At 45.9% G+C, this 26492-nt stretch carries 21 protein-coding genes; 16 read left to right on the top strand and 5 right to left on the bottom strand.

The window, feature by feature from the left end:
- Positions 1-353: 353 nt before the first annotated feature.
- On the bottom strand, positions 354-1724 hold the full coding sequence (locus BBC0178_RS10965; protein WP_078040182.1) for a sensor histidine kinase: 1371 nt from the start codon (positions 1722-1724) through the stop codon (positions 354-356).
- 198 nt (positions 1725-1922) lie between these two features.
- Here BBC0178_RS10965 and BBC0178_RS10960 point away from each other — a divergent pair, with 198 nt between their 5' ends.
- Genes BBC0178_RS10960 through BBC0178_RS10950 form a run of 3 tightly spaced genes read left to right on the top strand, consistent with a single transcriptional unit; the run spans position 1923 to position 4900 of the window.
- Positions 1923-2744 carry a hypothetical protein gene (locus BBC0178_RS10960; RefSeq protein WP_078040181.1) on the top strand — a complete coding sequence of 274 codons (822 nt, stop codon included), beginning with the start codon at positions 1923-1925 and terminating at the stop codon, positions 2742-2744.
- Positions 2745-2772: 28 nt separating this feature from the next.
- On the top strand, positions 2773-3717 hold the full coding sequence (locus tag BBC0178_RS10955) for a bifunctional enoyl-CoA hydratase/phosphate acetyltransferase (RefSeq protein ID WP_335340927.1): 945 nt from the start codon (positions 2773-2775) through the stop codon (positions 3715-3717).
- Positions 3710-4900, top strand: coding sequence for an acetate/propionate family kinase (locus BBC0178_RS10950; RefSeq protein WP_077973127.1), 1191 nt, complete (start codon positions 3710-3712; stop codon positions 4898-4900). The genes BBC0178_RS10955 and BBC0178_RS10950 overlap by 8 nt, the downstream gene beginning before the upstream one ends.
- Positions 4901-5564: 664 nt before the next feature.
- Here the strand turns inward: BBC0178_RS10950 and acs are convergent.
- Positions 5565-7514 (bottom strand): acetate--CoA ligase, encoded by a 1950-nt coding sequence (gene acs, locus BBC0178_RS10945; RefSeq protein WP_078040180.1) that lies wholly within the window; start codon positions 7512-7514, stop codon positions 5565-5567.
- A 310-nt stretch (positions 7515-7824) separates the two neighbouring features.
- Between acs and BBC0178_RS10940 the strand changes: the two genes are divergently transcribed.
- The gene (locus BBC0178_RS10940; protein ID WP_077973123.1) at positions 7825-8808 is read left to right on the top strand and encodes an SDR family oxidoreductase; all 984 of its coding nucleotides are present in this window, start codon (positions 7825-7827) and stop codon (positions 8806-8808) included.
- Here BBC0178_RS10940 and BBC0178_RS10935 read toward each other — a convergent pair whose 3' ends face one another.
- On the bottom strand, positions 8809-9489 hold the full coding sequence (locus BBC0178_RS10935; RefSeq protein ID WP_078040467.1) for a YggS family pyridoxal phosphate-dependent enzyme: 681 nt from the start codon (positions 9487-9489) through the stop codon (positions 8809-8811).
- A gap of 125 nt (positions 9490-9614) precedes the next feature.
- On the opposite strand from BBC0178_RS10935, the gene leuS reads away from it, so the two are divergent.
- The gene (leuS, locus tag BBC0178_RS10930) at positions 9615-12227 is read left to right on the top strand and encodes a leucine--tRNA ligase (RefSeq protein ID WP_077973121.1); all 2613 of its coding nucleotides are present in this window, start codon (positions 9615-9617) and stop codon (positions 12225-12227) included.
- On the top strand, positions 12214-12789 hold the full coding sequence (gene lptE / locus BBC0178_RS10925; protein ID WP_078040179.1) for an LPS assembly lipoprotein LptE: 576 nt from the start codon (positions 12214-12216) through the stop codon (positions 12787-12789). Before leuS ends, lptE begins: the two co-directional genes overlap by 14 nt.
- A gap of 103 nt (positions 12790-12892) precedes the next feature.
- Here lptE and BBC0178_RS12360 read toward each other — a convergent pair whose 3' ends face one another.
- Both BBC0178_RS12360 and fsa read right to left on the bottom strand, forming a co-directional pair.
- Positions 12893-13477, bottom strand: a complete 585-nt coding sequence (locus tag BBC0178_RS12360) for a DUF805 domain-containing protein (protein WP_077973117.1) — start codon at positions 13475-13477, stop codon at positions 12893-12895.
- A gap of 198 nt (positions 13478-13675) precedes the next feature.
- The gene (fsa, locus tag BBC0178_RS10915) at positions 13676-14329 is read right to left on the bottom strand and encodes a fructose-6-phosphate aldolase (protein ID WP_078040178.1); all 654 of its coding nucleotides are present in this window, start codon (positions 14327-14329) and stop codon (positions 13676-13678) included.
- Positions 14330-14436: 107 nt separating this feature from the next.
- On the opposite strand from fsa, the gene BBC0178_RS10910 reads away from it, so the two are divergent.
- From BBC0178_RS10910 to BBC0178_RS10860, 10 genes are all read left to right on the top strand, one after another.
- Entirely contained in the window at positions 14437-16629 is a 2193-nt protein-coding gene (locus BBC0178_RS10910) for a primosomal protein N' (RefSeq protein ID WP_078040177.1), read from the top strand.
- A gap of 87 nt (positions 16630-16716) precedes the next feature.
- Positions 16717-17358 (top strand): hypothetical protein, encoded by a 642-nt coding sequence (locus BBC0178_RS10905; protein ID WP_078040176.1) that lies wholly within the window; start codon positions 16717-16719, stop codon positions 17356-17358.
- Between the two features lie 100 nt (positions 17359-17458).
- Positions 17459-17851 (top strand): AGROH133_08824 family phage infection protein, encoded by a 393-nt coding sequence (locus tag BBC0178_RS10900; protein ID WP_077973108.1) that lies wholly within the window; start codon positions 17459-17461, stop codon positions 17849-17851.
- A gap of 196 nt (positions 17852-18047) precedes the next feature.
- A complete protein-coding gene (locus BBC0178_RS10895) occupies positions 18048-18623 on the top strand; it encodes a F0F1 ATP synthase subunit delta (RefSeq protein ID WP_078040175.1) in 576 nt (191 codons plus the stop codon).
- The gene (gene atpA, locus BBC0178_RS10890) at positions 18623-20152 is read left to right on the top strand and encodes a F0F1 ATP synthase subunit alpha (protein WP_078040174.1); all 1530 of its coding nucleotides are present in this window, start codon (positions 18623-18625) and stop codon (positions 20150-20152) included. Before BBC0178_RS10895 ends, atpA begins: the two co-directional genes overlap by 1 nt.
- 20 nt (positions 20153-20172) lie before the next feature.
- Complete coding sequence (locus tag BBC0178_RS10885) at positions 20173-21060, top strand: F0F1 ATP synthase subunit gamma (protein ID WP_077973105.1); 888 nt, start codon at positions 20173-20175, stop codon at positions 21058-21060.
- 18 nt (positions 21061-21078) lie between these two features.
- Positions 21079-22704 (top strand): F0F1 ATP synthase subunit beta, encoded by a 1626-nt coding sequence (gene atpD, locus BBC0178_RS10880; RefSeq protein ID WP_078040173.1) that lies wholly within the window; start codon positions 21079-21081, stop codon positions 22702-22704.
- 165 nt (positions 22705-22869) lie between these two features.
- Complete coding sequence (locus tag BBC0178_RS10875) at positions 22870-23274, top strand: F0F1 ATP synthase subunit epsilon (protein WP_078040172.1); 405 nt, start codon at positions 22870-22872, stop codon at positions 23272-23274.
- Positions 23275-24390: 1116 nt separating this feature from the next.
- Positions 24391-24834 carry a MarR family winged helix-turn-helix transcriptional regulator gene (locus BBC0178_RS10865; RefSeq protein WP_078040170.1) on the top strand — a complete coding sequence of 148 codons (444 nt, stop codon included), beginning with the start codon at positions 24391-24393 and terminating at the stop codon, positions 24832-24834.
- On the top strand, positions 24831-26480 hold the full coding sequence (locus tag BBC0178_RS10860; RefSeq protein WP_078040169.1) for an MFS transporter: 1650 nt from the start codon (positions 24831-24833) through the stop codon (positions 26478-26480). The genes BBC0178_RS10865 and BBC0178_RS10860 overlap by 4 nt, the downstream gene beginning before the upstream one ends.
- The last annotated feature ends 12 nt before the right edge of the window (positions 26481-26492 follow it).

The following is a 26492-nucleotide window of genomic DNA, read 5'->3' as shown; positions in this document are numbered from 1 at the left end:
AATGTCCGATAGCGCGTCTCACAAATTTTTCTGATAAAACACTGGCGCGAGACCGACATTGCTGCCAAATCCCATTTTGTTTTTTTGTGTTTATCTGATCATTGAAATCACCGAATAGGCAGGAATATCTGATAATCGGTCAGTTTGTCAGCAATAATAAAACGCCCGTTCGGTGTTTTTAGAGTGCACTGCCAAAGTCGGCTGTCCTATGTGCCAAGCTCCGGAAATAGTTAATATTACCCGATTTGCATTTCCCGTCCATTCAACAGAATATTTTGTGCCAGCAAATATTGTTCAAAATCGCTACCCCGAAATGAATCTGTTGCATTTTTTCCAAAGGTCACATTGATTTATCAACCAGGAAAATTCTCTGCTGTTCGAGGTGCTTTTAGTTCAAAGGAGAAACCTTCCGGCGCATATTTCAATTCGGCATGTCCGTTGAAACGGGCTGGCAAAAGACGCTTTATCAGTTTGCTGCCGAAACTGAGCTTTGTTGGCTGACTAACTGTCGGGCCACCTTTTTCACACCACGAAAAATGGAATTCATCCTTATCGAGAGTCCAGTTAATTTCAACGATTCCGCTCTTTGAGGACAAAGCACCATATTTGACAGCATTGGTGCTCAATTCATGAAGTGCCAAAGCCATGGACAACGCTGTTTGTGGCGAGAGTGATACGGGCGGACCCGATATGATGAACCTTTTTTTGGTTTTGTCATGGATATCAAGACTGCTTTCGACAATTTGTTTGAGGTTGGCACTGTTGGTTGCACCTTGTGTCAAAATATCCTGTGCATGGGCAAGTGCATTCAGCCGTACCGAAAAATCCTGTAATGCTTTTGTCACCGATGTCGATTCGGTGAGAGTTTGGTTGGCAATGCTCTGAACAATTGCCAAAATATTTTTGACACGATGGGCAAGTTCACCTGAAAGGAGTGCCTGTTTTTCTTGTGCGTCGCGCCGCTCGGTCACATCCTGTAAAACACCCAAGATTCGATGTTTCATCAACTTGCCAACGTCTTTTGGAGCAGCTTCCGCCCAATAACCGATCCAGCGTAATTGTTTGGTGTCAGCCCTTTTGATCTGGAATTCCAAATGTGTAATCAGACTTTCATCTTGTCTCGTTTGCAACATTTGCTTTGCAATCTGTTTCGGATTATCGACGATGACGGAATAAAAGTCATTCAAGGGAAGTTCAGGGCTTTCCTTGAACCCCAGAAGTTTTAAAAATTGCGGTGTCGCTTCAATTATTTTGCGATCACGGTCAATTTCGAAAGCACCGATGCCGGCAGCCTGCTGGGCGAGCCGCAACCGTTCTTCACTCAACCTTAATGTTTCGGAATGACGTTGTTCGTCTGTACGATCGCGGACAATTTTTAAGAATCCCTGCTGCTTCCCATCATCGCTATAGAGGGCTTGAAGATCTCCCGATGCCCAGAATGTGGTACCATCTTTTCTTTGGTGAAACCGCTCGACAACGTCTATCCGGTGCAAACTTGCCATTTGTTGGCGCGTTTCCGGAAGCCTGTTCATCCTGTCTTCTTCTGTGAAAAGAACATCAAGCGGTTGACCGATTATTTCTTCCGGTTTCCAGCCGAACAATTTTTCGGCGCCCGGACTCCAGCTGACAATAAGCCCGTTCATGTCAGCCGTTAATATTGCATAATCCAGGGCATTATCGAGAATAAGCTGGTTACGCCACTCCTGTTTTTCAACACGTTTCATCGTGGTTATACAGACTCCGTTTCAATAACCCATAAATACTTTCATGTACAAACAGGCTTTTAGCGTCATCCCGCATTTCCCACGGAAACTTATATCATTTAATAATCACCTTGTTAACTGTTTATCATATCGGTTTATTGTAAAATTAACGCATAAAATTATATTATTTAACTTATCGAGGATTTTACCGGATGAGTTATGAAAAATCTCAGTCAATCTTTCCCGACAAGACCGCTCAAAATAAAACGCTGTGATTATTCCTATCTTAAGCGCGGACTAATCTATTTTTTATTGTTCAATGTTATTTTTTTAGGGTTCTGTTTTTTCTGGAAGCCACATTTTATTGAAGATTTCAAAATTATGGATAAGCCGGAATATGTCCAGAATTTTACTTTGGAAAATAATCTTTGCCGTGCAACACTACTGGTTTTTCGAGAATGCCGGACAGACGCGAAAATAACGCTCGGAAATCAGAGTTTTATAAAACATTTTTCAGTGCGATTTTTAGGTTTAACAAGGAATTCTTATCCGGTATATATTGTTTATCAGCGCGACAATCCGGAAAAAATGGTGCTTAACCTTGAAATAGAGCACATATGGCAACGGTTGTTTGTGTTTTTTATTGTTTTGATAATTGCATTTCTAATTGCGATAAAAAGTTTTGCCGATTTTATACAGCAATATAGGCAATGGAGAATTGTCGGAAGCCAACGTAAGATGATGCCGACAATTGTTGCTTTGACAAAATTATTTTTCGGTTATTGGTTTTACCGAATTCATTTGCCTGATGGCAAAATTCAAAAACGTTTGCTCAAAGTAAAACGCAAAGATCCGTTGGTCTTTGTCGATCAGTCAAGGGGATATGTTCTTGGCGCTATACCTGAAGGATGCAATTTCGCTATTGTATTTGATCAAAAACTCGATCATGTTGATTTGACAGAGGCCGAAAAGAAAGAATTGATGGGTACAATCGCCCGTCTCGCAGAATCAGGCGAAAAAATAATGCGGCCAATGTTCTAGTTAAAATTGTTGTTGGAAGGAAATGACGATGGCAGCAAAAAAACACGGACGTTATGATGCTTATCTCGAACAAGCGCGCGATCTTCCTCCCATCAAAACGGCAATTGTCCACCCCTGTTCAAAAGAAGCCATGGTGGCGGCTATTGAAGCCTGGCAAGAAAAATTTTTGCAACCGGTTCTGGTCGGGCCGGAATTAAAAATCAGGAAAGCTGCAAAAGAAGCAGGCGTCAAAATAGATGATCTCGAAATCATACCGACAGAACATAGCCATGCGGCTGCCCAGAAAGCGGTCGAAATGGCAGCAAGTGGAAAAGTTCAGGCGTTAATGAAAGGGTCGCTCCATACCGACGAGCTTCTGGGAGCTGTGGTCAACGCACAATCGGGGTTGCGAACAGAACGACGCATCAGCCACGTTTATGCAATGGATATTCCGGCCTATTCAAAGCCGCTTTTCATTACTGATGCGGCAATCAATATCCGTCCGGATCTTGATGACAAGCGCGATATTGTTCAAAACGCGGTTGATCTTATGCGCATTCTGGGGCGTGAAAAACCGCTTGTTGCGGTGCTTGCGGCGGTAGAAACCGTTAATTCGAAAATGCCGGCCACCCTTGATGCAGCAGCTTTGACTGTCATGTCGATGCGCGGGCAAATTACCGGTGCTGTTGTGGATGGACCGTTGGCTTTTGATAATGCGATCAATTTGAAGGCGGCCGAAATAAAGGGTATTGTTTCACCGGTCGCAGGAAAAGCCGATATTCTTCTGGTGCCGGATCTTGAAGCAGGCAATATGCTTGCCAAGCAATTGATGTATTTTGCCGATGCCGGTGCTGCCGGACTGGTTCTCGGTGCGCGTGTGCCGATTATTCTCACCAGCCGATCGGATAAAGTGTCAGTGCGTCTTGCCTCCGCAGCACTCGCAAAAATCATGGTCGAGCGGCGGTTCAAACTGGAGAAGGCGCATCATGCATAACCGGATTGTAACGTTCAATTCCGGCTCTTCATCATTAAAGGTCGGACTTTATGAAATAAAGGGCTCCCGCGCAGAGCGTCTTGGAAAAGGTTCGATTGATCTCAGGCGTAATTGTTTTTCTTTCCGGATTGAACAAACCGGCGAGCAGATAGCGGCTGCACCGCTCCCAGAAAAAGCCGATGATAAAGAAATGCTCAAGCAAGTGTTTGGCTGGCTTGTTGAGCGAATGGATATCGGAGAAATCAAAGCGGTTGGTCATAGAATAGTACACGGCGCAGATATCTTCAGAAATGCGTGTATCGTCAATGATAAAACATTGGATTATATGGAATCGCTTATACCGCTTGCACCACTCCATCAACCGGCCAATCTCCGATTGATTTATCTGGTCAAAAAACTTTATCCGTCACTCATGCAAACAGCCTCTTTTGACACAGCTTTTCATCAGGGCCAGAGCGATAGAGTGAGACGTTTCGCCATTCCCCGAATTCTGCACAACCGCGGTATCAAAAAATACGGGTTCCATGGACTTTCCTACCACTATATTTCGGAACAATTACCAAAATTGCCGAAAGATGTTCGTATAAAGAATGTCGTTGTGGCCCACCTTGGCAGTGGTGCCAGTCTCTGCGCATTGAAAGATCAGCAGAGTGCTGAAACAACCATGAGCTTTACCACACTTGACGGTGTGCCTATGGCAACGCGTTGCGGGTCACTTGATGCGGGAGTTCTCATCCATCTGTTGCGCAACAAGCGCCATAGTGTCAGTGACATGGAATATATGCTTTATCATTCGAGCGGCCTCCTTGGTATGTCTGGCATCAGCGCCGATTGTCGTGATCTGGTGGCATCCAAATTGGAACAGGCAAAACAGGCTCTTGATGTTTTTACTCTTCGTATTGCGCAGGAAATCGCGCGTTTGGCAGTCACTCTGGAAGGGCTTGATACCATCATTTTCACGGCCGGCATCGGTGAACACCAACCGGAAATTCGCGAGGCTGTATTGGAACAATTGCGATGGATGGGCATCGAGATTGACTATGAAGCCAATAATGCCAATCAATCACGGCTGACAACGCTTAATAGTCCTATTGCCGCGTTCATAATTCCGACGGACGAAGAACAACGTATTGCTGATGACGCTGCCCTTCTTTTGACCGAAAACGAAAAAACAGCTCATTGAATTTTTAAAATAACAGGTTGGAATTTTTGAATAACAGGTTGCGTGGCGCAAATTGCTTGATTGCACCGTGGGGTTAAGCCAATTGTTCAACTCTAGCTGAAATAGCTGAAATAAATAAAAAGAATATGCAATTGCGCTTGTCATATCGAAATCAGTCTTGAAGAAAACGGACGCCAGCATCAGCGCAGCAACAATCATTCTAGACTATATTGCTCTCATCGCTCTTTTAGTGGACAGAGCATTGAAAGCCGAATTCTAACGTTCGAATGCGTTCCTTAAAATCCGTTCTTTATTAGAGATGTCTATAGCCCTTAAGGAATTTTTCATAAGAATTGTAAGCTCAATTTTTAAATCAATGAAGCACGCTCGCTGTTTTTCATATTGACCCAAGTGAAGCCTGTCGGATTGTATATTTTGACTAACGAAGTGAACGCTCCAGTTAATTTCACTCGTCGCTTCTTCTTGGTGAAGTATGTGCTGGCAAGATTATGTATTTTTAAGGCAGAGCGTAAAGTTTGCGCCAAATATTGGCGGATACCCGTAAATATTGGCAGATGCACCTATAACGAAGACATTCGAATTACTAAAAAATTCAGGCTAACAGGAATTCGACAATAGGTCGCAGCAATATCGGCGGAATATTCCGCCGATATTATTTTGGTGCTTAACGTTTGTTCAAACGGTTAGCAATCAGGTCTTCAACAACCTGCGGTTCTGCAAGTGTCGATATATCGCCCAGATTTTCAAATTCGTCTTCGGCAATTTTACGCAAAATTCGCCGCATGATTTTGCCCGAACGTGTTTTTGGCAGACTCGGAGCAAACTGGATCTTGTCGGGTGTGGCAATCGGTCCAATCTCGTTTCTGACATGTTTGATAAGATGTTGACGCAATTCTTCTGTCGGTTCGATACCTTCCATCAATGTCACATAACAATAGATACCCTGTCCCTTGATCGGATGCGGGTAACCTACAACCGCAGCTTCGGAAACATTATGATCGGAGACGAGGGCCGATTCAACTTCTGCCGTGCCAAGACGATGGCCTGAAACATTCAAGACGTCATCGACGCGGCCGGTAATCCAGTAATATCCGTCATGATCACGACGACAGCCATCACCGGTAAAATATTTGCCCTTATAGGTCGAAAAATAGGTTTCTACAAAACGGTTATGATCGCCATAAATTGTGCGCATTTGCCCCGGCCACGAGTCGGTAATGCATAAGTTTCCATCATTTTCACCTTCGAGGACTTCTCCTTCAGTGTCGACAAGCTCGGGCTTGATGCCGAAGAAAGGAAGTGTTGCCGAACCGGGTTTCAGATCGGTTGCACCGGGTAGCGGGGTGATCATATGGCCACCGGTTTCGGTCTGCCACCATGTGTCGACAATCGGGCAGCGATCATCACCGACTTTATGATAAAACCAGTTCCATGCTTCCGGATTGATCGGCTCGCCAACCGAACCAAGAATACGTAATGATGTCCGTTTCGAGCGTTCGACATATTCGTCACCGGCTCCCATTAATGCACGAATAGCTGTTGGTGCGGTATAAAGAATATTGACCTTATGCTTGTCGACAACTTCCCAAAAGCGCGCCTGATCGGGGAAGTTCGGGACACCTTCAAACATAAGCGTTGTCGCGCCATTACATAATGGCCCGTAAACCAGATAGGAATGTCCGGTCACCCAGCCGACATCGGCGGTACACCAATAAACGTCGCCTACATGATAATCGAATACATATTCATGCGTCATGGAAGCATAAACAAGATAGCCGCCGGTTGTATGAAGGACGCCTTTCGGTTTACCCGTAGAACCTGACGTATAAAGAATAAAAAGCGGGTCTTCGGCTTTCATGCGCGCTGGCGGGCATTCGGTTTTTGCATTGGCCATTTCTTCATGATACCAGAAGTCACGGCCGGGGGCCCAGCCGATTTTGCCGCCGGTTCTACGCACAACCATCACCTGATTGACCAGAACATATTGGCGTGCGGCAATGTCAATTGCATGATCGACATTTTCTTTCAAAGGGATGGGCTTGCCGCCACGTACACCTTGGTCGGCTGTAATGATAAAGGTCGATTCGCAGTCGACAATACGCCCTGCAAGTGCTTCCGGTGAAAAGCCTGCAAATACGACTGAATGGACTGCGCCGATACGTGCACAGGCAAGCATTGCATAAGCGGCTTCCAGAATCATGGGAAGATAAATGGTAACCCGATCGCCTTTTTTGACGCCCCGTTTTTTTAGGATATTGGCAAACCGGCAGACGTTTTCGTAAAGTTCCTTATAGGTGACTTTTTTATCAATATAGGGGTTGTCACCTTCCCATATCATCGCAACCTGGTCACCGCGACTTTTCAAATGTCTGTCGATGCAATTATAGGTTACATTTGTGATGCCGTCTTCATACCATTTTATGGATACACGGCCTCGAAAGCTGGTATTTTTAACTTTTGTAAACGGTTTGAACCAGTCAATGCGCCGGCCATGTTTCGACCAGAATGCATCCGGATCCTTGATACTTTCATCATACCATTGAAGATATGTTTCACGATCAATCAAGGCATTTTTCTTGATATTATTAGATACAGGATAGACTTTATCCGTCATCTTCTCCTCCTTTTTGTGTTGCTATTCTCCTCACGCAACACGTTCTTTATAAAATATCCATTTGTGATGGATATTTGATATTTACATTAAATGGTATCATCGGTTTCTTGGAAGTCTTAAAATAATTTTTTAAAAAACTTATCGTGAATGACTAGAAAAAACCGAAGTAAAATAATTATAAATTGTCAATTTTTGTTTCTTTTTTACTGAAAAAGGCCAGCGAGGCATCGATTTTAAAACAGCGAGCAGTAGTTAAAATAGCGAAGTGATACCACTTCGTGTTGTGTCCGGTATTTGAAAGGAAAATGCTATGTTGGACGAAAAGCTGATAGTCTCGCGTGAAGAAGCGTTGAAAAATGGAGCTGATGTGACGTCAAAGAAGTCAGGTCACCGGATGGCGGCGCAAACAGCTTCGTTGAAAAATCCGGTAGATGCTTATCCGCAGCCTCCCTATTCGACAGAAAAACAACAAGCTCCGGGACTTGCATCAAAGTTGACGCCAAAGGCAGATCACGGAGAAAAAAGCTACAAAGGTTCCGGTAAACTTTTAGGCAGAAAAGCCTTGATTACCGGCGGTGACAGCGGCATCGGGCGGGCAGTGGCAATCGCTTTTGCACGTGAAGGTGCCGATGTTGCAATCAATTATCTGAAGGAAGAAGAGTCCGACGCGCAAGAGGTTATCAAGCTCATCGAACAGGCAGGGCGCAAAGGATTTGCTATTCCCGGTGATTTGACCGATCGGCATTTTTGCGAAAAATTGGTCGAGGAAGCAGTCAAAAAACTGGGCGGACTTGATATTCTAGTGAATAATGCCGGCCGTCAACAGGCGGTGGAAGCTCTTGCCGATCTCACAGACGAATCTTTTGACCAGACGATGAAAACCAACATTTATGCACCTTTCCGTGTCACAAAAGCTGCATTGCCACACATTCCTGCGGGTGGTTCCATCATTATCACGTCTTCGGTACAGGCATTTGACCCGTCTGCAACCTTGTTTGACTATTCACAAACCAAGGCTGCCAATGTTGCGTTTGCCAAATCGCTGGCAAAGCAACTCGCTCCGAAAGGCATTCGTGTTAATGCCGTTGCCCCGGGTCCCTTCTGGACACCATTGCAACCCGCCGGTGGCCAGCTCATGAAAGCCATGCCGCAATTCGGTTCCGAAACACCTTTGAAGCGTGCAGGCCAGCCGGTTGAAATTTCCCCCCTTTATGTTTTGCTGGCATCAGAAGAAGCAAGCTATTGTTCAGGCCAGGTCTTTGGCGCGGCCGGCGGAATTGGCATGGATAGCTGATTATTGGTGAGTAACCGGCGGACGATGACCGAATATTGCCGAACCGACGCGCACACTCGTGGCACCGAAGGCAACGGCTGTTTCATAGTCCGCCGACATTCCCATTGACAGTTTTTTCACTTCCGCCTCTTTAGCCAATTTTGCAAGAAGAGCAAAATAGGGACCGGGATTTTCACCGACTGGCGGAATACACATCAAGCCGACAATATCGAGATGATGGTCGTTTTGGCAATGTTTGACAAACCCGACTGCCTCGTTCGGCGCTATGCCGGCTTTTTGTGGCTCTTCTCCGATATTGACTTGCACGTAGCAGGCGAGCTTGCGATTTTGTTTTAACATTTCTTCTTGAAGAAATTTTGCAATTTTTTCTCTGTCAACCGTTTCGATTACGTCAAAAAGCTGGACTGCTTCTTTTGTTTTATTTGATTGCAATGGCCCGATGAGATGGAGCTTGAGATCAGGAAATTCTTCGCGCAATTGCGGCCATTTGCTTTCAGCTTCCTGAACACGGTTTTCACCGAAAACTCGTTGTCCTGCTTCAAGAAGCGGGTGAATATCTTCAACTCCAAAAGTTTTCGACACAGCGATAAGCTGAACGTCATCAGCTCTACGTTTTGCATCATTGCACGCTTTGACGATATTCTCTTTGACTTTTTGCCATTGTGCAATAACCGCATCCATAGTCATTTTCCCTTCTTCATCAATTTTAATGAATAAAAGCGCATAGAAATGGTTGACGCTTTCCTTAATCCGTGGTGAAGCACGTATTGAGTTTTTTGACCACATTTTGCAAGAGTATAATTGTAATGGCAACCGAACGCTACAATCCACGCGCGACTGAACAGAAATGGCAGTCAATCTGGGGTGAAAAAGAAGTTTTTAAAACCGATAATAATGACCCGCGCGAGAAATATTATGTGTTGGAAATGTTTCCCTATCCTTCGGGACGCATTCACATGGGGCATGTGCGCAATTATGCGATGGGGGATGTGGTTGCCCGTTATAAACGCGCCCGTGGATTCAATGTTTTGCACCCGATGGGGTGGGATGCTTTCGGTATGCCGGCAGAAAATGCCGCTATGCAACACAAAGTTCACCCGAAAGACTGGACTTACCAGAATATCGCTTCCATGAAAAAGCAGCTGAAGTCCATGGGGCTTTCTCTTGATTGGTCGCGCGAATTTGCAACCTGCGATGTTGAATATTATCATCGCCAGCAGATGCTTTTTCTCGATATGTATGAAAAAGGGCTGGTTGATCGTAAAACATCCAAGGTCAATTGGGATCCGGTCGATCATACAGTGCTTGCCAACGAGCAAGTCATTGACGGGCGCGGCTGGCGTTCCGGTGCGCTCGTTGAACAGCGGGAGCTTACGCAGTGGTTTTTCAAAATCACCAAATTCAGTCAGGAACTTCTGGATGGTTTGAACGGCCTTGATGAATGGCCGGAAAAAGTGCGCGTTATGCAACGCAACTGGATTGGCAAGTCCGAAGGTGCGCTTTTGCGCTGGGAAATCGCCAAGGAAACACCGATAGACGGTTTCAGTGAAATCGAGTGTTTTTCAACCCGCCCCGATACGATATTCGGTGCTTCCTTTATCGCTATTGCTGCCGATCATCCGGTTGCCCGCAAACTTGCCGAAAAGAATGCAAAACTGAAAGATTTTATCGACGAATGTCACCGCAAGGGAACGTCGACAGCCGAGATTGAAACAGCCGAGAAAAAAGGCTTCGACACCGGCTTGAAAGTCGTCCATCCATTCGATGATAAATGGGAAATACCTGTTTATGTCGCCAATTTCGTTTTGATGGAATATGGCACGGGTGCAGTTTTCGGCTGTCCTGCCCACGATCAACGCGATCTTGATTTTGCCAATAAATATGAATTGCCGGTGCGTCCGGTTGTTTTGCCCGAAGGTGCGGATCCCGACAGTTTTGTTGTGACCGAAGAAGCCCACACCGAAGACGGTATTATGATCAATTCCGGTTTTCTGGACGGCTTAAAGCCGAAAGCCGCATTTGAAGAAGTTCTCAAACACTTGTCCGGCCAGATGTTGAACGGTCGCCCGCAAGCCGAGCGCAAAGTTCAATTCCGTCTGCGCGACTGGGGTATCTCTCGGCAACGCTATTGGGGTTGTCCGATCCCGATTATCCATTGTGATGATTGCGGGGATGTGCCGGTTCCACGCGCCGATTTACCGGTAAAATTGCCCGATGATGTTACATTCGACAAGCCCGGCAATCCGCTTGACCGCCACCCGACATGGAAATTTGTCAAATGCCCGCGTTGTGGCAAACCCGCACGGCGGGAAACCGATACGATGGATACCTTTGTCGATTCCTCGTGGTATTATGCCCGCTTTACTGCCCCTTGGGAAAATGAGCCGACCAACAAGGACGCGATCAGGAAATGGTTGCCGGTCGACCAATATATTGGTGGTATCGAACACGCGATTTTGCATTTGTTGTATTCGCGCTTTTTCATGCGGGCAATGAAATTGACCGGCCACGTTAATGTTGACGAGCCGTTCAAAGGCCTTTTCACACAAGGTATGGTGGTTCACGAAACCTATCATAACAAGGAAGGTTGGGTGGCCCCTGCCGATATCCGGATAGAAGAAAAGGATGGTGTGCGTCGCGCGACACTCCTTTCCGATGGCAGTCCGGTAGAAATCGGTTCGATCGAAAAAATGTCGAAGTCGAAGAAAAATGTCGTCGACCCTGATGATATTATTTCTTCCTATGGCGCTGATACCGCACGGCTTTTCATGCTTTCCGATTCACCGCCCGAACGTGATGTTATCTGGACCGAAGCGGGTGCGGAAGGTGCCCACCGTTTTGTGCAACGCGTCTGGCGGTTGATTTCGTCAAGTGCCGAAATATTGGCACATGTCAAACCGCAAGCCGGAACAAAGGGTGCAGCGCTCGATATTTCCAAAGCGGCTCACCGCACACTTGCGAAAGTGGCAGATGATATTGAAAAGCTTGCTTTCAACCGCGCTGTGGCGCGCCTTTATGAACTTGTTAACAAGCTCGCTCCGGAATTGCAAAATCTGGAACAAGCCGACGACGAAATGAAGGCTGCTTTGAGACAGGCATTGGATTTCTTTATCGTCATGATATCGCCAATGACTCCACATCTGGCGGAAGAATGTCATGCAGCTTTGGGAGAGACAAATCTGGTTGCCCAAATGTCTTGGCCACATTATGATCCTGCTTTAATTGTGGATAACGAGATTACTATCCCTATCCAGATTAACGGGAAAAAGCGTGGTGATTTGACAATTGCACGCAATGCGGATCAATCTACTATCGAAAAGGCTGTTCTTGCCCTCGATTTTGTGCAATCAAATCTGGCAGGCAAGAAGCCGAAGAAAATTATCGTAGTTCCACAGAGGATCGTCAATGTTGTTGCCTGACCATATTCTGAATAGCATCAGACCCATAACAACTGCTGTACTATTGGGGACAACGCTCGCCATATCGGCCTGCACTGTTCAACCTCTCTATCATGGAGACTCGAACGGGACGGCGCAACTGAATGTTTCACCGTCCATCCGTTCGAAATTGTCTGGCGTTATTATTGACGAGCCAACCGACCGGTTTAACCAGTTGGTTCGTAACCGATTGATTTTCTTGTTGAATGGTGGTGCAGGAGAGCCTTCTGATCCAACCTATCAACTATCGCTTGGCACAAGCTACAGCATCCGGACTGCAGTCCAGATGGATATAGGCGATTCGACCGATCGTACGGGCCGTGCATCTGCCGGTGCTGTTGATGGTCGTTCGGCTTATGTTTTGAAAGATATGAAAAATAAACCGATTGCCAAACGCACACGGACTGTCAGCGCTTCGTTTGACCGTCCTCGTCAGGAATATGCAAACTTGCAAGCTGAAGAGGATGCCAAGAAACGTGCCGCAGAAGAATTGGCCGAGCAGATCTTCCTGTCTTTGGCTCAGGATATGTCGAAATTGAAATGATTCGTTTTGGTCAGACGATTTGACCGCCTGACCGACGTTTAATTTTATGACGGTTCTACCAATTATTTATTCAAATCCCGTCGTGGCAAGATTTGGTGCGATACTATTTCTCTTGTTCCGATGGGGGCTCATTATCTGGTGAGTGGTTATGCGCTTTATCGAAGAAATATTGTTCGGAATATAGATTTAAACTTGGTTCGCCATATTTGTTTTGGCCTTTTTGGCTTCTCATCGGGCAAAGTATCAGAGCGAAAAGAATATAGATTGCGGCCGGTACACCCAAAAGCAGGTAAAACATCGGCTCTCCGGTTTTCAAATGGAAAAGTTGTATCGGCAATAATCCGACCAAAAATATCCATATAACGAGACCGAACAGGCCGGTTAAATGATAAAAAATTGAAAAAACCAGCCATAAAATTATAAGTGGTAAAAGAAAAATTATCCCTATGAATGGAAAAATCAGCCATAAGCCATGCCATTCTACGTCGTGAAACCGGCGGATGATGAGCGAGACGCTCGGGATATACAAAAAAATACCAAGAGCGGTTATGGGAAAGTTGAGGATTTGACTAAAAATACTGTTAGTGTCAAAAAAAGCGATAAGAAACAAAACAGTAAAAGCGAAAACGTCAAATAACAAAAACAGGCTGAATTCTTTTCGATTTGCCCGTCCGTCGAAAACTGTCATATTTGAAAATGCCGATTTTACAGCTTCCCAAATAACTAGCACTCTTTAACCCCCTCTGTCAGAATGACTTTCTTTCAAGCCTTTGGTCGTTTTAAAACAGCAAAGCCATGGCAAAAAATGGCTAATGCTGTTCTTGCTATATTACCCGCTCGTCTTCAAATCATGAACTGCTGCTTTCCAATTAGGGCTGTTATTTTTTTAGCCAATAGTTTGTCCGGTCTTTGCCCAATCTTTCATGAATACATCCAGACCTTTGTCGGTGAGAGGATGTTTTATCAACAATTTCAAAACGGCAGGCGGGATTGTCGCGACATCGGCACCAATAAGTGCAGCTTCCTTGACATGGTTTACTGTGCGGATAGATGCGGCAAGGATTTGGGTTTTAAAGTCGTAATTGTCGAAAATTGTCCGGATTTCACCAATAAGATCCATCCCGTTCAATCCGAGATCATCAAGCCGTCCGATAAAAGGAGAAACATAGGTTGCACCGGCTTTGGCTGCAAGTAATGCCTGATTGGCCGAGAAACATAAGGTCATATTGGTATTCAAGCCCTTCGAAGAAAGTGCTTTACAAGCCTTCAATCCGTCAAATGTCATAGGAAGTTTGATACAGATATTATCGGCAATTTTTGCCAAGATCTGGGCTTGTTTCATCATTCCGTCGAAGTCTGCTGCGGTGACTTCTGCTGATACAGGGCCGTCTATCAGGGCGCAAATCTCTTTTGTTACTTCGATGATATCCCGTCCGGATTTCAAGATCAGTGAAGGATTGGTCGTAACACCATCAACAAGTCCTAGATTATTGAGCTCCGAAATTTCTTCAATAATGGCAGTATCAACAAAAAATTTCATATTTAGACTCCAAGTTTTCTGGCCCGATCCGGCAATTGGCAATTGCTATGATTTTGCTGTTATGGTCCATTGTTTTATGCAAAAGCAAGTCCAACATGATACGAACGATGATAAAAAACGAATCAGACACACCAAAAACCGTTTCAGTGTTGGTACCGATGCCGGCAGAGACGGCGTATAGCTATTCTGTGCCGGACGATATGAATGTCAAAGTCGGTTCGATTGTGCGCGTGCCTTTGGGGCCAAGAGAAGTGGCCGGTCTCGTTACCAATGAGGCAAATAGCGATAGCAAAGTGGCAGCTAAAAAATTGCGGCCGATTTCCGAAGTGTTCGATTGTCCGCAACTGCCGGCCGATATGATGCGTTTTATCCATTTTGTTTCCGACTATACTCTTTCACCGCCGGGAATGGTTGCACGTATGGCTTTGCGCGTTCCTGCGGCATTTGATCCGGAACCGGCAATTGCCGGATTGCGCTATTGTGGTGGCAAAGTCGAGAAAATGACTGCTGCACGAATACGCGTTCTCGAGCTTGCGCAAAATGGCCTCGCCTGGACAAAATCGGGGCTTGCCCATGCCGCCGGAACATCGACAAGCGTTGTCGAAGGATTGAAAAATTCCGGTATATTCGAGGAAATCGAAATGCCGCCCCCTCCGGTTGTGGCGCTCCCTGATCCCGACTATTCAAGCCCGACACTTGAAAAAGCGCAAAAACTTGCCGCCGATAAGCTGATAGAGGCCGTCGACGGGGATTGTTTTAAAGTCTTGCTGCTTGACGGTGTTACGGGGTCAGGCAAAACAGAAGTCTATTTTGAAGCTGTTGCGCAGGCGCTTGAAAAAGGCAAACAGATTTTGATTCTTTTGCCGGAAATAGCATTAACGCAGCAATTTCTCGATCGATTTGAAAGCCGTTTCGGTGCGCCGCCTGCCGAATGGCATTCCGATCTCACCCCCAAACAACGTGAACGGGTCTGGCGGCAGGTCATTGAAGGGCGGATAAGAGCCGTTGCCGGTGCACGTTCCGCACTTTTTCTACCTTTCGAAAATCTCGGACTGATTATCGTCGACGAAGAACATGATACAGCCTATAAACAGGAAGACCGTGTCTTTTATAATGCGCGTGATATGGCTGTGGCGCGTGGCTCTTTCGGCGGTTTTCCGGTCATTTTATCTTCTGCCACCCCATCGGTAGAAAGCAAGGTCAATGCTCTTCAGGGACGCTATCAGGCGGTTCATCTTCCATCGCGTTTCAGAAAGGCCGCACTGCCGGATTTGCGCGCTATCGACATGCGCAAGAATGCCCCTCCCTCAGGGCGGTTTTTGTCACCGCCACTTGAACTTGCCATGCGCGAGGCGCTTGATCGCAAAGAACAGGCGCTCATATTTCTCAATCGTCGCGGCTATGCACCGTTGACTTTATGCCGCGTTTGCGGTCACCGTTTCCAATGCCCGAATTGTTCGAGCTGGCTCGTTGAACACCGCTTTCGCGGGCAACTTATGTGCCATCATTGTGGCTATCACGAACCGATCCCCGAAGCTTGTCCGGAATGCGGAACACTTGATCATCTCGTTGCCTGTGGGCCGGGTGTCGAAAGGATAGCCGAGGAAACATTGAAGCTGTTTCCGGAAGCGCGCATTCTTGTATTGTCGACCGACCTGATAGGGGGTGTCAAAAGATTAAGGCTGGAGCTTGAAGCCATTTCAAAAGGCGAGGTCGATATTGTCATCGGAACACAACTGGTTGCCAAAGGCCACCATTTTCCGGGTATTTCACTCGTCGGTGTGGTTGATGCGGATCTGGGACTTTCCAATGGGGACCCGCGCGCGGCAGAACGCACATTCCAGTTGTTGTCTCAGGTTACCGGTCGTGCTGGTCGAACCGGATTGAAAAGCTTGGGGTTGATACAGACTTATCAGCCGGAACATCCGGTCATGCAGGCAATTGTCTCGGGCGACAGCGAAGCATTTTATAAAAGAGAAATTGACGAGCGGGCACGCCACAATCTCCCGCCTTTCGGGCGTCTCGCAGCGCTTATTGTTTCATCTGAAAGCCGCAGTGACGCCGAAGCACATGCGCGCGCTTTGCGTCAGGCAGCGCCATCGGCAAATGAAATATCGGTATTGGGACCGGCCGAAGCGCCATTGGCATTGGTGCGCGGACGATATCGGTTCAGACTGCTTCTACAGGGAAGCCGTCGTGCCGATATGCAATCTTTTATTCGTGCAATGATTGCACGGGGGCCCAAAATTCGTGGTACAATACGGGTGCAGGTTGACATTGATCCGCAAAGTTTCATTTAATGTCCGTGCTTCTCGCTGAACGGGACAAACAGTAACAATGTGGCAGGTGGTCTGTTTGGCATAGATCAATCGTTTCAGAGGTTTGGAATGATGCGTTTTTTATTGATATTGTCGACGTTACTGTTTTCAATAATTCCGGTTTTTTCCCAATCTGTTTCTGATGTCATCGGGCACGATAGCCAGAATAATAAGAAAAGTGCCGATGTTACCGTTTTTGTCTTTGCTTATAGTATGCTCAAAGAATCGGACAAAGTATTTATGCCAATGATTGACGAACCGGCAAACAGCATGATGAAATCATGTAAAAAACCTTCATCCAAAGCCAGACAATGGGTCTATATGAATATTGTCCAGCAATATGATCATATTCTGAAGGAAGTTTATCAACTCGAAAAAGGATTGAGTATTAACGGAAAGGTTGAACCGGGGCCGGTGGCGACACGCATGATAACTACCTTAAGCCAGCGTCGCGATATGATAGAAACGGCACGCGCTCTCGATCTTTCTGCTGAAGTTGTCGAGGTGCGTATGGAAAATAATGATGCTTTGTTGGATAAAGCATTGATCGAGACAGGTGACACGGTAGCCTCATCAGCCTTTGATACATTCAAGGAAACAAATACAGCAAAGATCAAATCGGTACCTCAGGACATTGAAAAAATATTGCAGGACAATTGCCTGAAAGATCCGACCGGAGAAGAAAATTTTCTTTCGGGTCCGGCACAATAATATTGCTACCCGTTTCTTTTTTTAAAAAAGCGTGCATATAGAACTTATTGCTTAAATGGTTAGAAAATTCGGCCTTGAGAGGATTTGAAGGTAGGTAACGATGATTGAACTTTACTTTCCCCAAAGTTGCGGAGAGTGGCTTGCATGGTTCGTAGCGTGGGGTTTTGTTCTGGTAGGTCTGTTCTATTTAATCTGGCCGAAAATTGCGATGCGGATGTTCTGGACTTATCCGCAACAAGAATCAGCTTCACTCCTTGCTGCGGTGCGCGGCAATATGGGCGGGCTGCCGCTCGGCTTGGGAATTGGCTATTTATTGTTTGCACAACCTTTTTTAGCGGTTGCGCTATTTTTGGCGGTATTTTTCTGCATTGTCGGACGGCTTGTCTCATTTATAATTGACAAAAGCTTTTCTGGCTTTAATGTCATTGCGCTATTGATCGAAATAGTGTTTGCAATAGCGAGTTTTGTTTATGCTTTCGGTTTTGTAGCTTAAATATTAAAAAAAATAAGGCATAGTTTTAAAAAGCAGCCTGTTGCGGTGTTGCGAGTCTCAATTGTGTATGCTAGATGCCTATCAACTTTTAATATTTGAATAGCGGTCACATACCGACAACGGGAAAAGTTATCTGGCATTATCGAGTTGGCAGTTATTAAGGTCAACTCTCTGCTAAGGGGAAAGACAGGATAGAGTGTCAAAGTCGTCTTCGCTAACATCTGCAGTAGCCGAGCGTTATGCTGCATCACTTTTTGATCTCGCACGAGAAGCCAAATGTGTCGATGCTGTAGAAAAAGAACTATCTTCATGCCTTTCATTGATCGAATCAAATAGTGATTTAAAACGTCTGGTCTTCAGTCCGGTTTTTTCATCGGTTGAACAGGAAAAGGCGGTTGCTTCTCTTTGTAAAGAAGCCGGCATGGATAAAAACGCCACCAGTCGTTATGTTGCCAATTTTTTATGTGTCGTCGCATCCAATAGACGGCTTTTTGTGTTGCCGGCCATTGTTTCTGCTTTCCATAATCTGGCTGCCAACTTCCGCGGCGAAATTTCGGCAGAAGTTGTTTCGGCACAGGAATTGACTTCAGCTCAGGAAAAAGAGTTGAAAGCAACATTAAAAACCGTGGCAGGTAAAGATGTGAACCTGCATAAAACCGTTAATCCGGATATATTGGGTGGTCTTATCGTCCGACTCGGTTCGCGTCAGATTGATACGTCACTGTCATCGAAATTGTTTTCGCTTAAGCTTGCACTGAAAGAGGTCGGCTGATGGATATTAAACCGTCGGAAATATCTAAAATCCTGAAAAGTCAAATCGAAAATTTCGGTAAAGAAGCCGAAGTTTCCGAAGTTGGTCAGGTTCTGTCTGTGGGTGACGGTATCGCCCGTGTTTATGGCTTGGATAATGTTCAGGCCGGTGAAATGGTCGAGTTTCCCGGTGGCATACGTGGTATGGCGCTTAACCTCGAAAGTGATAATGTCGGTGTTGTTATTTTCGGTTCGGATCGTGACATTTGTGAAGGTGATACGGTCAAGCGCACGAAAACTATCGTTGATGTTCCTGTTGGTCCGGAGCTTCTTGGACGCGTTGTGGACGCTTTGGGAAACCCGATTGACGGTAAAGGTCCGATCAATGCCAAAGAACGTCGTCGTGTTGACGTCAAGGCTCCAGGAATCATCCCGCGTAAATCGGTTCATGAGCCGATGTCGACCGGTCTTAAGGCGATTGATGCACTTATTCCGATCGGGCGTGGCCAGCGCGAGTTGGTGATTGGCGACCGTCAAACAGGTAAAACGGCAATTTTGCTTGATACATTTCTTAACCAGAAGCCGGCACATGACAAGAATATCGAAAAAGATAAACTTTATTGTGTCTATGTTGCTGTGGGTCAGAAACGTTCGACTGTTGCACGTTTTGTGAAAGCACTGGAAGAACGTGGCGCACTGGAATATTCGATCATTGTTGCGGCGACTGCTTCCGAACCGGCTCCGATGCAATTTATTGCGCCATTTGCCGGTTGTGCGATTGGTGAATATTTCCGTGATAACGGCAAGCATGCTTTGATTGGTTACGACGATTTGTCAAAACAGGCTGTGGCTTATCGCCAGATGTCTTTGTTGCTGCGTCGCCCGCCGGGGCGTGAAGCTTATCCTGGCGACGTTTTTTACTTGCACTCCCGTTTGCTTGAACGCGCAGCCAAGATGAATGATGCTCATGGTGCCGGTTCGCTGACAGCGCTTCCTGTTATTGAAACGCAGGCAAATGACGTATCAGCCTATATTCCGACCAATGTGATTTCGATTACCGATGGTCAGATTTTCCTTGAAACGAACTTGTTCTATCAAGGTATCCGTCCGGCAGTGAACGTTGGTCTATCGGTTTCCCGTGTTGGTTCTGCTGCGCAAATTAAAGCAATGAAGCAGGTAGCCGGTTCGATCAAGGGTGAACTTGCCCAATATCGTGAAATGGCCGCTTTTGCCCAATTCGGCTCTGATCTTGATGCATCGACCCAGCGTTTGCTTAATCGCGGTGCGCGGTTGACCGAACTGCTGAAACAGCCACAATTTTCGCCGTTGAAGACAGAGGAACAGGTTGTTGTTATCTTTGCCGGTGTAAATGGTTATCTCGACAAGATTGCTGTTAATCAGGTTAGCAAATTCGAACAAGGATTTCTGGCATTGATGCGCACCGACCATACGGATATTCTTGATGGTATCCGCAACGAACAGAAGTTGACTGATGAGCTGAAGAACAAGTTGACGACAGTTCTCCAGACTTATTCCAAGAACTTTTCTTGATCTTATGATGGGACGGTTTAATGGCTTCGCTAAAAGATCTTAGAGATCGTATCGCCTCGGTTAAGGCGACGCAGAAAATAACCCGTGCGATGCAAATGGTCGCTGCGGCAAAGCTGCGTCGTGCAGAAGAGGCAGCAGAAGCAGCGCGTCCGTATGCGCAACGTATGGCCGCGGTGCTTACCGATCTGGCTTCTCATATCGGTGCAGAAGATGCACCGAAATTGATGGTCGGCAACGGGAAAGATGATGTGCATCTTCTCGTGGTCTGTACAGCAGAGCGTGGACTGTGTGGCGGTTTCAATTCGCAAATTGCCCGCCATGCAATCGAGCATATCAAGGCACTGCAAGTTCAGGGAAAAAAGATAAAAATACTCACTGTAGGGAAAAAAGGCTTCGATATTTTGCATCGCGATTTCGGTCAATATATCATCGACCATGTCAGCCTGAGAGAAGCCAAGCACCTCAATTATTCGCATGCTAAAAACATTGCGGATAAAATAATTGAATTGTTCAAAAAAGACGAATTTGATGTCTGCACATTGTTTTATTCCGACTTCGTGTCAGTCATCAATCAGCAACCGACTTCCCTGCAACTTATCCCCGCTCCGAAAGAAGATGAGAACGAAGATATACAGGAGAAAGCAGTTGTTCCTGCCGTTTATTCGTATGAACCTGACGCCGCAACAATCCTGAATACACTTATCCCGCGCAATATTGGCGTACAAGTTTTTCGGGCGCTACTGGAAAATGGTGCCGGAGAAATGGGTGCCAAGATGAGTGCAATGGATAATGCAACGCGTAATGCGGGTGAGATGATCAATAAACTGTCGGTCACTTATAACCGTCAACGTCAGGCTCAGATCACGACAGAACTGATTGAAATTATTGCGGGCGCAGAAGCGCTCTAATATGGAAGGTAAGGATCGATGGCAAAAGCGGCGACCCCAAAGACGGCAACCACAAAGGCTGCGGAAAAGAAAGTAACAGCAAAAGCTGCTGCCAAACCGGCAGCTTCTAAAGCTTCAGTCAAAGCGGAAGCTCAAGAGCAATCTGGCAAGGCCAAGAAAGCATCGGTATCTGTTACCGAAACCAAAGGTAATTACAAGCTTGATAAGACTAAAGGCGTTTTAGGCCATATAACACAGATTATCGGTGCTGTTGTCGATGTGCAATTTGACGGACATCTGCCAAAAATTTTGAATGCTTTGGAAACCGAAAATCTTGGCCATAGGCTGGTTCTTGAAGTTGCACAGCACCTTGGCGAGAATACAGTTCGCACAATTGCGATGGATACGACCGACGGTTTGGTTCGCGGTCAGGAAGTTGTCGATACCGGCGCTCCTATTTCGGTTCCCGTTGGCGAAGCAACGCTTGGTCGTATCATGAATGTTATCGGCGAACCTGTTGATGAAGTCGGGCCAATAAAATCCGACAAGATTCGTGCGATCCACCAGCCTGCTCCGGCCTATGTCGATCAATCGACAGAATCGGAAATTCTGGTTACCGGCATCAAAGTGGTTGACCTGCTTGCGCCATATTCCAAAGGCGGCAAGGTCGGTTTGTTCGGCGGTGCCGGTGTTGGTAAAACAGTTCTGATTATGGAGCTCATCAACAACATCGCCAAGGCGCATGGTGGCTATTCGGTTTTTGCCGGCGTTGGTGAACGTACCCGTGAAGGTAATGACCTTTATCACGAAATGATCGAAAGCCACGTGAATGTTGATCCGAAAGAACATAACGGTTCTGCAAAAGGTTCAAAATGTGCTCTGGTTTATGGACAGATGAACGAATCACCGGGTGCACGCGCCCGTGTTGCACTATCGGGTCTTACGGTTGCTGAAAGCTTCCGTGATGACGGTCAGGATGTTCTGTTTTTCGTAGATAATATTTTCCGCTTTACCCAGGCCGGTTCGGAAGTTTCGGCTCTGCTCGGTCGTATTCCTTCGGCTGTGGGCTATCAGCCGACTTTGGCCACCGATATGGGTGCTTTGCAGGAACGTATTACAACCACCAACAAAGGGTCTATCACGTCCGTTCAGGCAATTTACGTTCCTGCCGATGACTTGACCGACCCGGCTCCGGCAACATCGTTTGCCCACCTTGATGCAACGACTGTTTTGTCGCGTTCCATTGCTGAAAAGGGTATTTATCCGGCTGTGGATCCGCTTGATTCTTCCTCGCGTATGCTTGATCCGCTTGTTGTTGGCGAAGAACACTATAGTGTTGCCCGTCAGGTTCAAACAATTCTTCAACGCTATAAATCGTTGCAGGATATCATCGCCATTCTCGGTATGGACGAGCTTTCGGAAGAAGATAAACTTGTTGTTGCTCGTGCCCGCAAGATCGAACGTTTCTTGTCGCAGCCTTTCCATGTTGCGGAAGTTTTCACGGGTTCTCCGGGAAAATTGGTTGCTCTTGAAGATACGATCAAAGGCTTTAAAGGTCTTTGCGCCGGTGAATACGACTATTTGCCAGAATCTGCCTTCTATATGGTAGGCTCGATCGAGGAAGCTGTTGAAAAAGCACAGCGTCTTGCTGAACAAGTCTCGTAATTAAAAGGGTTCTGTCGCCTTTTATAGTGGCGACAGAGCCATTTGCAGTGGCTTGCCCATTGGGGAAAAATCTATTTTTGCACTGCAAAGAGTTTGAAATCTTCAGGTCTTTTTTGGACTTTTGTGGATTTTACTGATTGTCTTTAGGGTAAGGTGACGAAAGATATGGCTAAATCATTTTTATTTGAGCTGGTTTCTCCAGAACAATTGCTACTTTCGGAAAAAGCAACTGAAGTTGTCTTGCCGGGAAGTGAAGGCTATATGACCATTCTTCCTGATCACTCTCCTGTTATGACCGCGGTTACTCCCGGAATTATCACAGTAAAATCGGCAACCGGTCAAATGTCATTTGTTGTTTATGGCGGCTTCGCCGATATTAATCGTCACGGTTGTTCTTTATTAGCTGAATCAGCCGTTTCCGTTGAAAAATTCGATGAAAGCGATCTGGAACGCCGTATTAGTGAAGCACGTGAAGTCTTTGAAGGCGCCGAGAATGATGAAGCACGCAATAAGGCGGAAGATTTTCTTCATCAATTGACATCTATACAAAACGTCATTTCGACGTTTTGATCAAACGCCACTATTTGCAAATTGGCGTTTTCCTGTCTTCGGCATTTACTGATCACGCTCCCTTGCGCATAAAAAGCTCACGATTTTGGTGAGCAGATAATATTTCCGGAATCAAATTCTATTTCCAAACCTATCTTGCTTTTTGCGATGTCTCCCCAATGACAGCCGCCTATCTCGCCGGAAAAATTCTGTTTTTGTTTGGCACTACTCCTCGGCTTTCAAGACCTTCTTGGTTCTTTTTAAGGGTGGAAGCGCAATACCAATGGAGACAAAGAAAACCGTCAATCGACAAATTGCGATTGTGACACAAACTGTTATTGGAAAGCCAAAACATCACCGGTTTTTGACTTAAAAACAAGCGCAAATCCAGTTGAGTTCGGCGAGGGGACTTGCCGGAAAAGCAGGAAGTGCCTTGAAAAATCGCAAGCAGCTCGGCTTATCGACAACTGCCTGCTCATTTTGCTTAAATAAAATTCACTTCGAAAATAATTTTGCAGTTTCCAAGCGGAAGCCAATCTTGAACCGGAGCAATAAGGTTTTTATCGGAATTTTTGAATGCCGCTTAAGATTGTTGATTGCATATTGGAATAAGCAAAAACCGTAAATTGTGCGTTGCCCTCCGACCGATAATTCAAGCCGAACTTCATTAACGAATTGACGAAATGCCATTTCAAAACGCGCTGCCGTCTGAATCGCGAGAACGCGTGATTTATAATTCCAGTTATCGATGCTGTTGACTTCCGCTAACGATTGTTCATTCGCTCCGCCAATATTAGGGAAAGGCAGAGCACCTTAATCCGGATTGTGAAAACAGCAGCTTATTATGTGACAAAAACGGCGTAAGATTATTTATCTTTTCGTTTTCCATTATTGACCAACAAGTGCCACAATCAGTGCTTGAATAAAGAAAGCCGGTTTTCGGCATCGAACGAATAAAAATCCATAGCCGATAAATGAGAACAGTTGCGTTTCATGTGAATTGCGGTTGCAATCCGCTTTTCAAAACCGGTTCAACCCTTTGTGAGCAATAAGGAAGTGAATTGCGAATGGCATTTTAGCCTTATATATGTCGCATCATAATTATTAGCATACTACATAAATCCTCTGGACGAGTTCATGAAAAACGCCACTCAATCAGTGCTGTTTATCGATTTGTTATTCAAGGTTAGCCGTAAACTGCGAAATTTGCTGGACGCGCGCATTCGCCAGCACGGTTTGACCTTGGCCCGCGCACTCACCTTGTCGGCCCTGAAAGATCAGGATGATTTTTTCCAGAAAAATTTGGCTGAAGAATTAGGCATTGAACATGCAACTTTGGTTCGGCTTATTGATGCATTGGAAGAACAGGGTCTGGTTATACGAAATGTTGCAGAAGATGACCGGCGTGCCAAGCGCGTTACTTTAACGCCGGAGGGGAAAAAAATAGTCGAGGAAATAGAAACTTATGCCGCACATCTCAGTCACGAGGTGATGTCCGGCATTGACGGCAAAAATATCACAAACGCTATGGGTGTTCTTGAGCATATTGCCGATGCGGTTGAAAGAGAAGGCCGCTCATGAGCGCAGGCGTTCTTCCACTGCCCGATGATGAACGGGAACCACCTTTTCCCAATCCCGGCAAAATATTTGCCGGTCCCATCCATCGCTGTCTGCTTTATATTTTTGCCGCCAGTCTTTTACAGTGGGTTTATGGCCTCGGGGCTAATATGGTTCAATCCAATATTACCCAACTCACAGGTTTTTTCCATGCAACTGTTGAAGAAACAACATGGCTTATTGGTGCTTATATGGCGCCCAATGTCAGCCTGTCTATTTTTCTTATCAAGATAAGAAACCAATATGGTTTGAGACTTTTTGCCGAATTGTCGATTATCGGCTTTTTATTGACATGTATATTGCATTTGTTTGTCACAAGCTTGCAATCGGCAATTATTATCCGGTTTTTCGCAGGTATTGCGGCGGCTCCCATGTCGTCACTTGCTTTTTTCTATATGATTGAAGCATTCGCACCAGCCAAAAAGCGCACGGTGGGCTTAAGTCTCAACTTGATGAACATTGCTCTTGCTGTTCCTTTATCAAGGCTGGTTTCGCCTGCGTTGATTGATCATGCCGGCTTTCACGCCTTGTTTGCTTTGGAAATGGGGCTTGCACTCATTGGCTTTGCTTGCATTTTCTATTTGCCTTTAACGCCGATCAAACGGGCAAAAGTTATCGAGAAGTTGGACTATGTGAGCTACGGTCTTATCGCTGTTGGTCTTGGAATTAACGCAGCAATTATGCCGGTTGGTCGATTATATTGGTGGCGTGAGGTATCGTGGATGGGGTGGTGGCTCGCTATAGCTGTTTTCTGCCTTATGGCCGCGTCAGTCATAGAACTGAACCGGAAAAATCCGTTAATTGACTTGCGCTGGCTATTCAGCAAAGAAATGCTTCATATCGCAATCGTTCTTATGATGTTCAGAATTTTGCTGTCGGAGCAGGCAACTTTAGCATCCAATTTTTTTAATTTGTTCGGTCTGCTCAACCGTGAAATGGAAGTTATGCATGCAGGCGTGGTTGTTGGTACCGTTCTCGGAGGCCTTTCATGTGCTATATTTTTCAAGCCTGGCCGCGAGGATTTGTTCCACGTCATTGCGCTTATCCTGCTTGCTGGCGGGTCCTTCATAGATAGTCATGCAACCAATCTCACAAGACCCGATCAGATGATATTAAGTCAATCAATGATTGGCGTTGGCTATGCGTTGTTTTTACCGCCTTCCATGTCGAAGGGGCTCGCAACCGCAATTGCCAGAGGGCCGAATTATATTCTGAGCTTTATTGCAGTCTTTCTGTTTACACAAAATACGGGCGGACTGATGAGCTCGGCGTTTTTCGGCAGTTTACAAATTGTATTTGAAAAATATCATTCAAATATCCTCACCCAGCAAATTGTTATGAGTAATCCGATTGTCGCAAATGATGTCAATCAGCTCTCCGAGGCCTACGTCCACGTGATCAGCGATCCGGTATTGCGACATAGCGAGGGTCTTGCAGCATTAGCAAAAAGGTCGACACTCGAGGCCAATGTTCTGGCTTATAACGATGTGTTCCGCCTTTATTCATGTATCGCTCTTATTGTTCTGGTGATCTTGCTCATCAGAATAGCTTTACGTGGATATAAAAATTTTCGTGACAAACAAGTCCAGTTATCGACACAAACAGCCTGAAAACAGGCGTTA

This window comes from Ditibartonella apihabitans, from assembly GCF_002007485.1.
Lineage (GTDB): Bacteria > Pseudomonadota > Alphaproteobacteria > Rhizobiales > Rhizobiaceae > Bartonella > Bartonella apihabitans.
This window is presented reverse-complemented; position numbering and strand designations above follow the sequence as displayed.

Bases quoted from the DNA above. Each gene is read 5' to 3' on its own strand.
- BBC0178_RS10955 (WP_335340927.1), top strand. From the start codon at position 2,773: ATGGCAGCAAAAAAACACGGACGTTATGATGCTTATCTCGAACAAGCG.
- leuS (WP_077973121.1), top strand. From the start codon at position 9,615: ATGGCAACCGAACGCTACAATCCACGCGCGACTGAACAGAAATGGCAG.
- lptE (WP_078040179.1), top strand. From the start codon at position 12,214: ATGTTGTTGCCTGACCATATTCTGAATAGCATCAGACCCATAACAACT.
- BBC0178_RS10865 (WP_078040170.1), top strand. From the start codon at position 24,391: ATGAAAAACGCCACTCAATCAGTGCTGTTTATCGATTTGTTATTCAAG.
- acs (WP_078040180.1), bottom strand. From the start codon at position 7,514: ATGACGGATAAAGTCTATCCTGTATCTAATAATATCAAGAAAAATGCC.
- BBC0178_RS10965 (WP_078040182.1), bottom strand. From the start codon at position 1,724: ATGAAACGTGTTGAAAAACAGGAGTGGCGTAACCAGCTTATTCTCGAT.
- BBC0178_RS12360 (WP_077973117.1), bottom strand. From the start codon at position 13,477: ATGACAGTTTTCGACGGACGGGCAAATCGAAAAGAATTCAGCCTGTTT.
- BBC0178_RS10960 (WP_078040181.1), top strand. From the start codon at position 1,923: ATGAAAAATCTCAGTCAATCTTTCCCGACAAGACCGCTCAAAATAAAA.
- fsa (WP_078040178.1), bottom strand. From the start codon at position 14,329: ATGAAATTTTTTGTTGATACTGCCATTATTGAAGAAATTTCGGAGCTC.
- BBC0178_RS10935 (WP_078040467.1), bottom strand. From the start codon at position 9,489: ATGGATGCGGTTATTGCACAATGGCAAAAAGTCAAAGAGAATATCGTC.
- BBC0178_RS10900 (WP_077973108.1), top strand. From the start codon at position 17,459: ATGATTGAACTTTACTTTCCCCAAAGTTGCGGAGAGTGGCTTGCATGG.
- BBC0178_RS10885 (WP_077973105.1), top strand. From the start codon at position 20,173: ATGGCTTCGCTAAAAGATCTTAGAGATCGTATCGCCTCGGTTAAGGCG.
- BBC0178_RS10940 (WP_077973123.1), top strand. From the start codon at position 7,825: ATGTTGGACGAAAAGCTGATAGTCTCGCGTGAAGAAGCGTTGAAAAAT.
- BBC0178_RS10875 (WP_078040172.1), top strand. From the start codon at position 22,870: ATGGCTAAATCATTTTTATTTGAGCTGGTTTCTCCAGAACAATTGCTA.
- BBC0178_RS10905 (WP_078040176.1), top strand. From the start codon at position 16,717: ATGATGCGTTTTTTATTGATATTGTCGACGTTACTGTTTTCAATAATT.
- atpA (WP_078040174.1), top strand. From the start codon at position 18,623: ATGGATATTAAACCGTCGGAAATATCTAAAATCCTGAAAAGTCAAATC.
- BBC0178_RS10860 (WP_078040169.1), top strand. From the start codon at position 24,831: ATGAGCGCAGGCGTTCTTCCACTGCCCGATGATGAACGGGAACCACCT.
- BBC0178_RS10910 (WP_078040177.1), top strand. From the start codon at position 14,437: ATGATAAAAAACGAATCAGACACACCAAAAACCGTTTCAGTGTTGGTA.
- BBC0178_RS10950 (WP_077973127.1), top strand. From the start codon at position 3,710: ATGCATAACCGGATTGTAACGTTCAATTCCGGCTCTTCATCATTAAAG.
- atpD (WP_078040173.1), top strand. From the start codon at position 21,079: ATGGCAAAAGCGGCGACCCCAAAGACGGCAACCACAAAGGCTGCGGAA.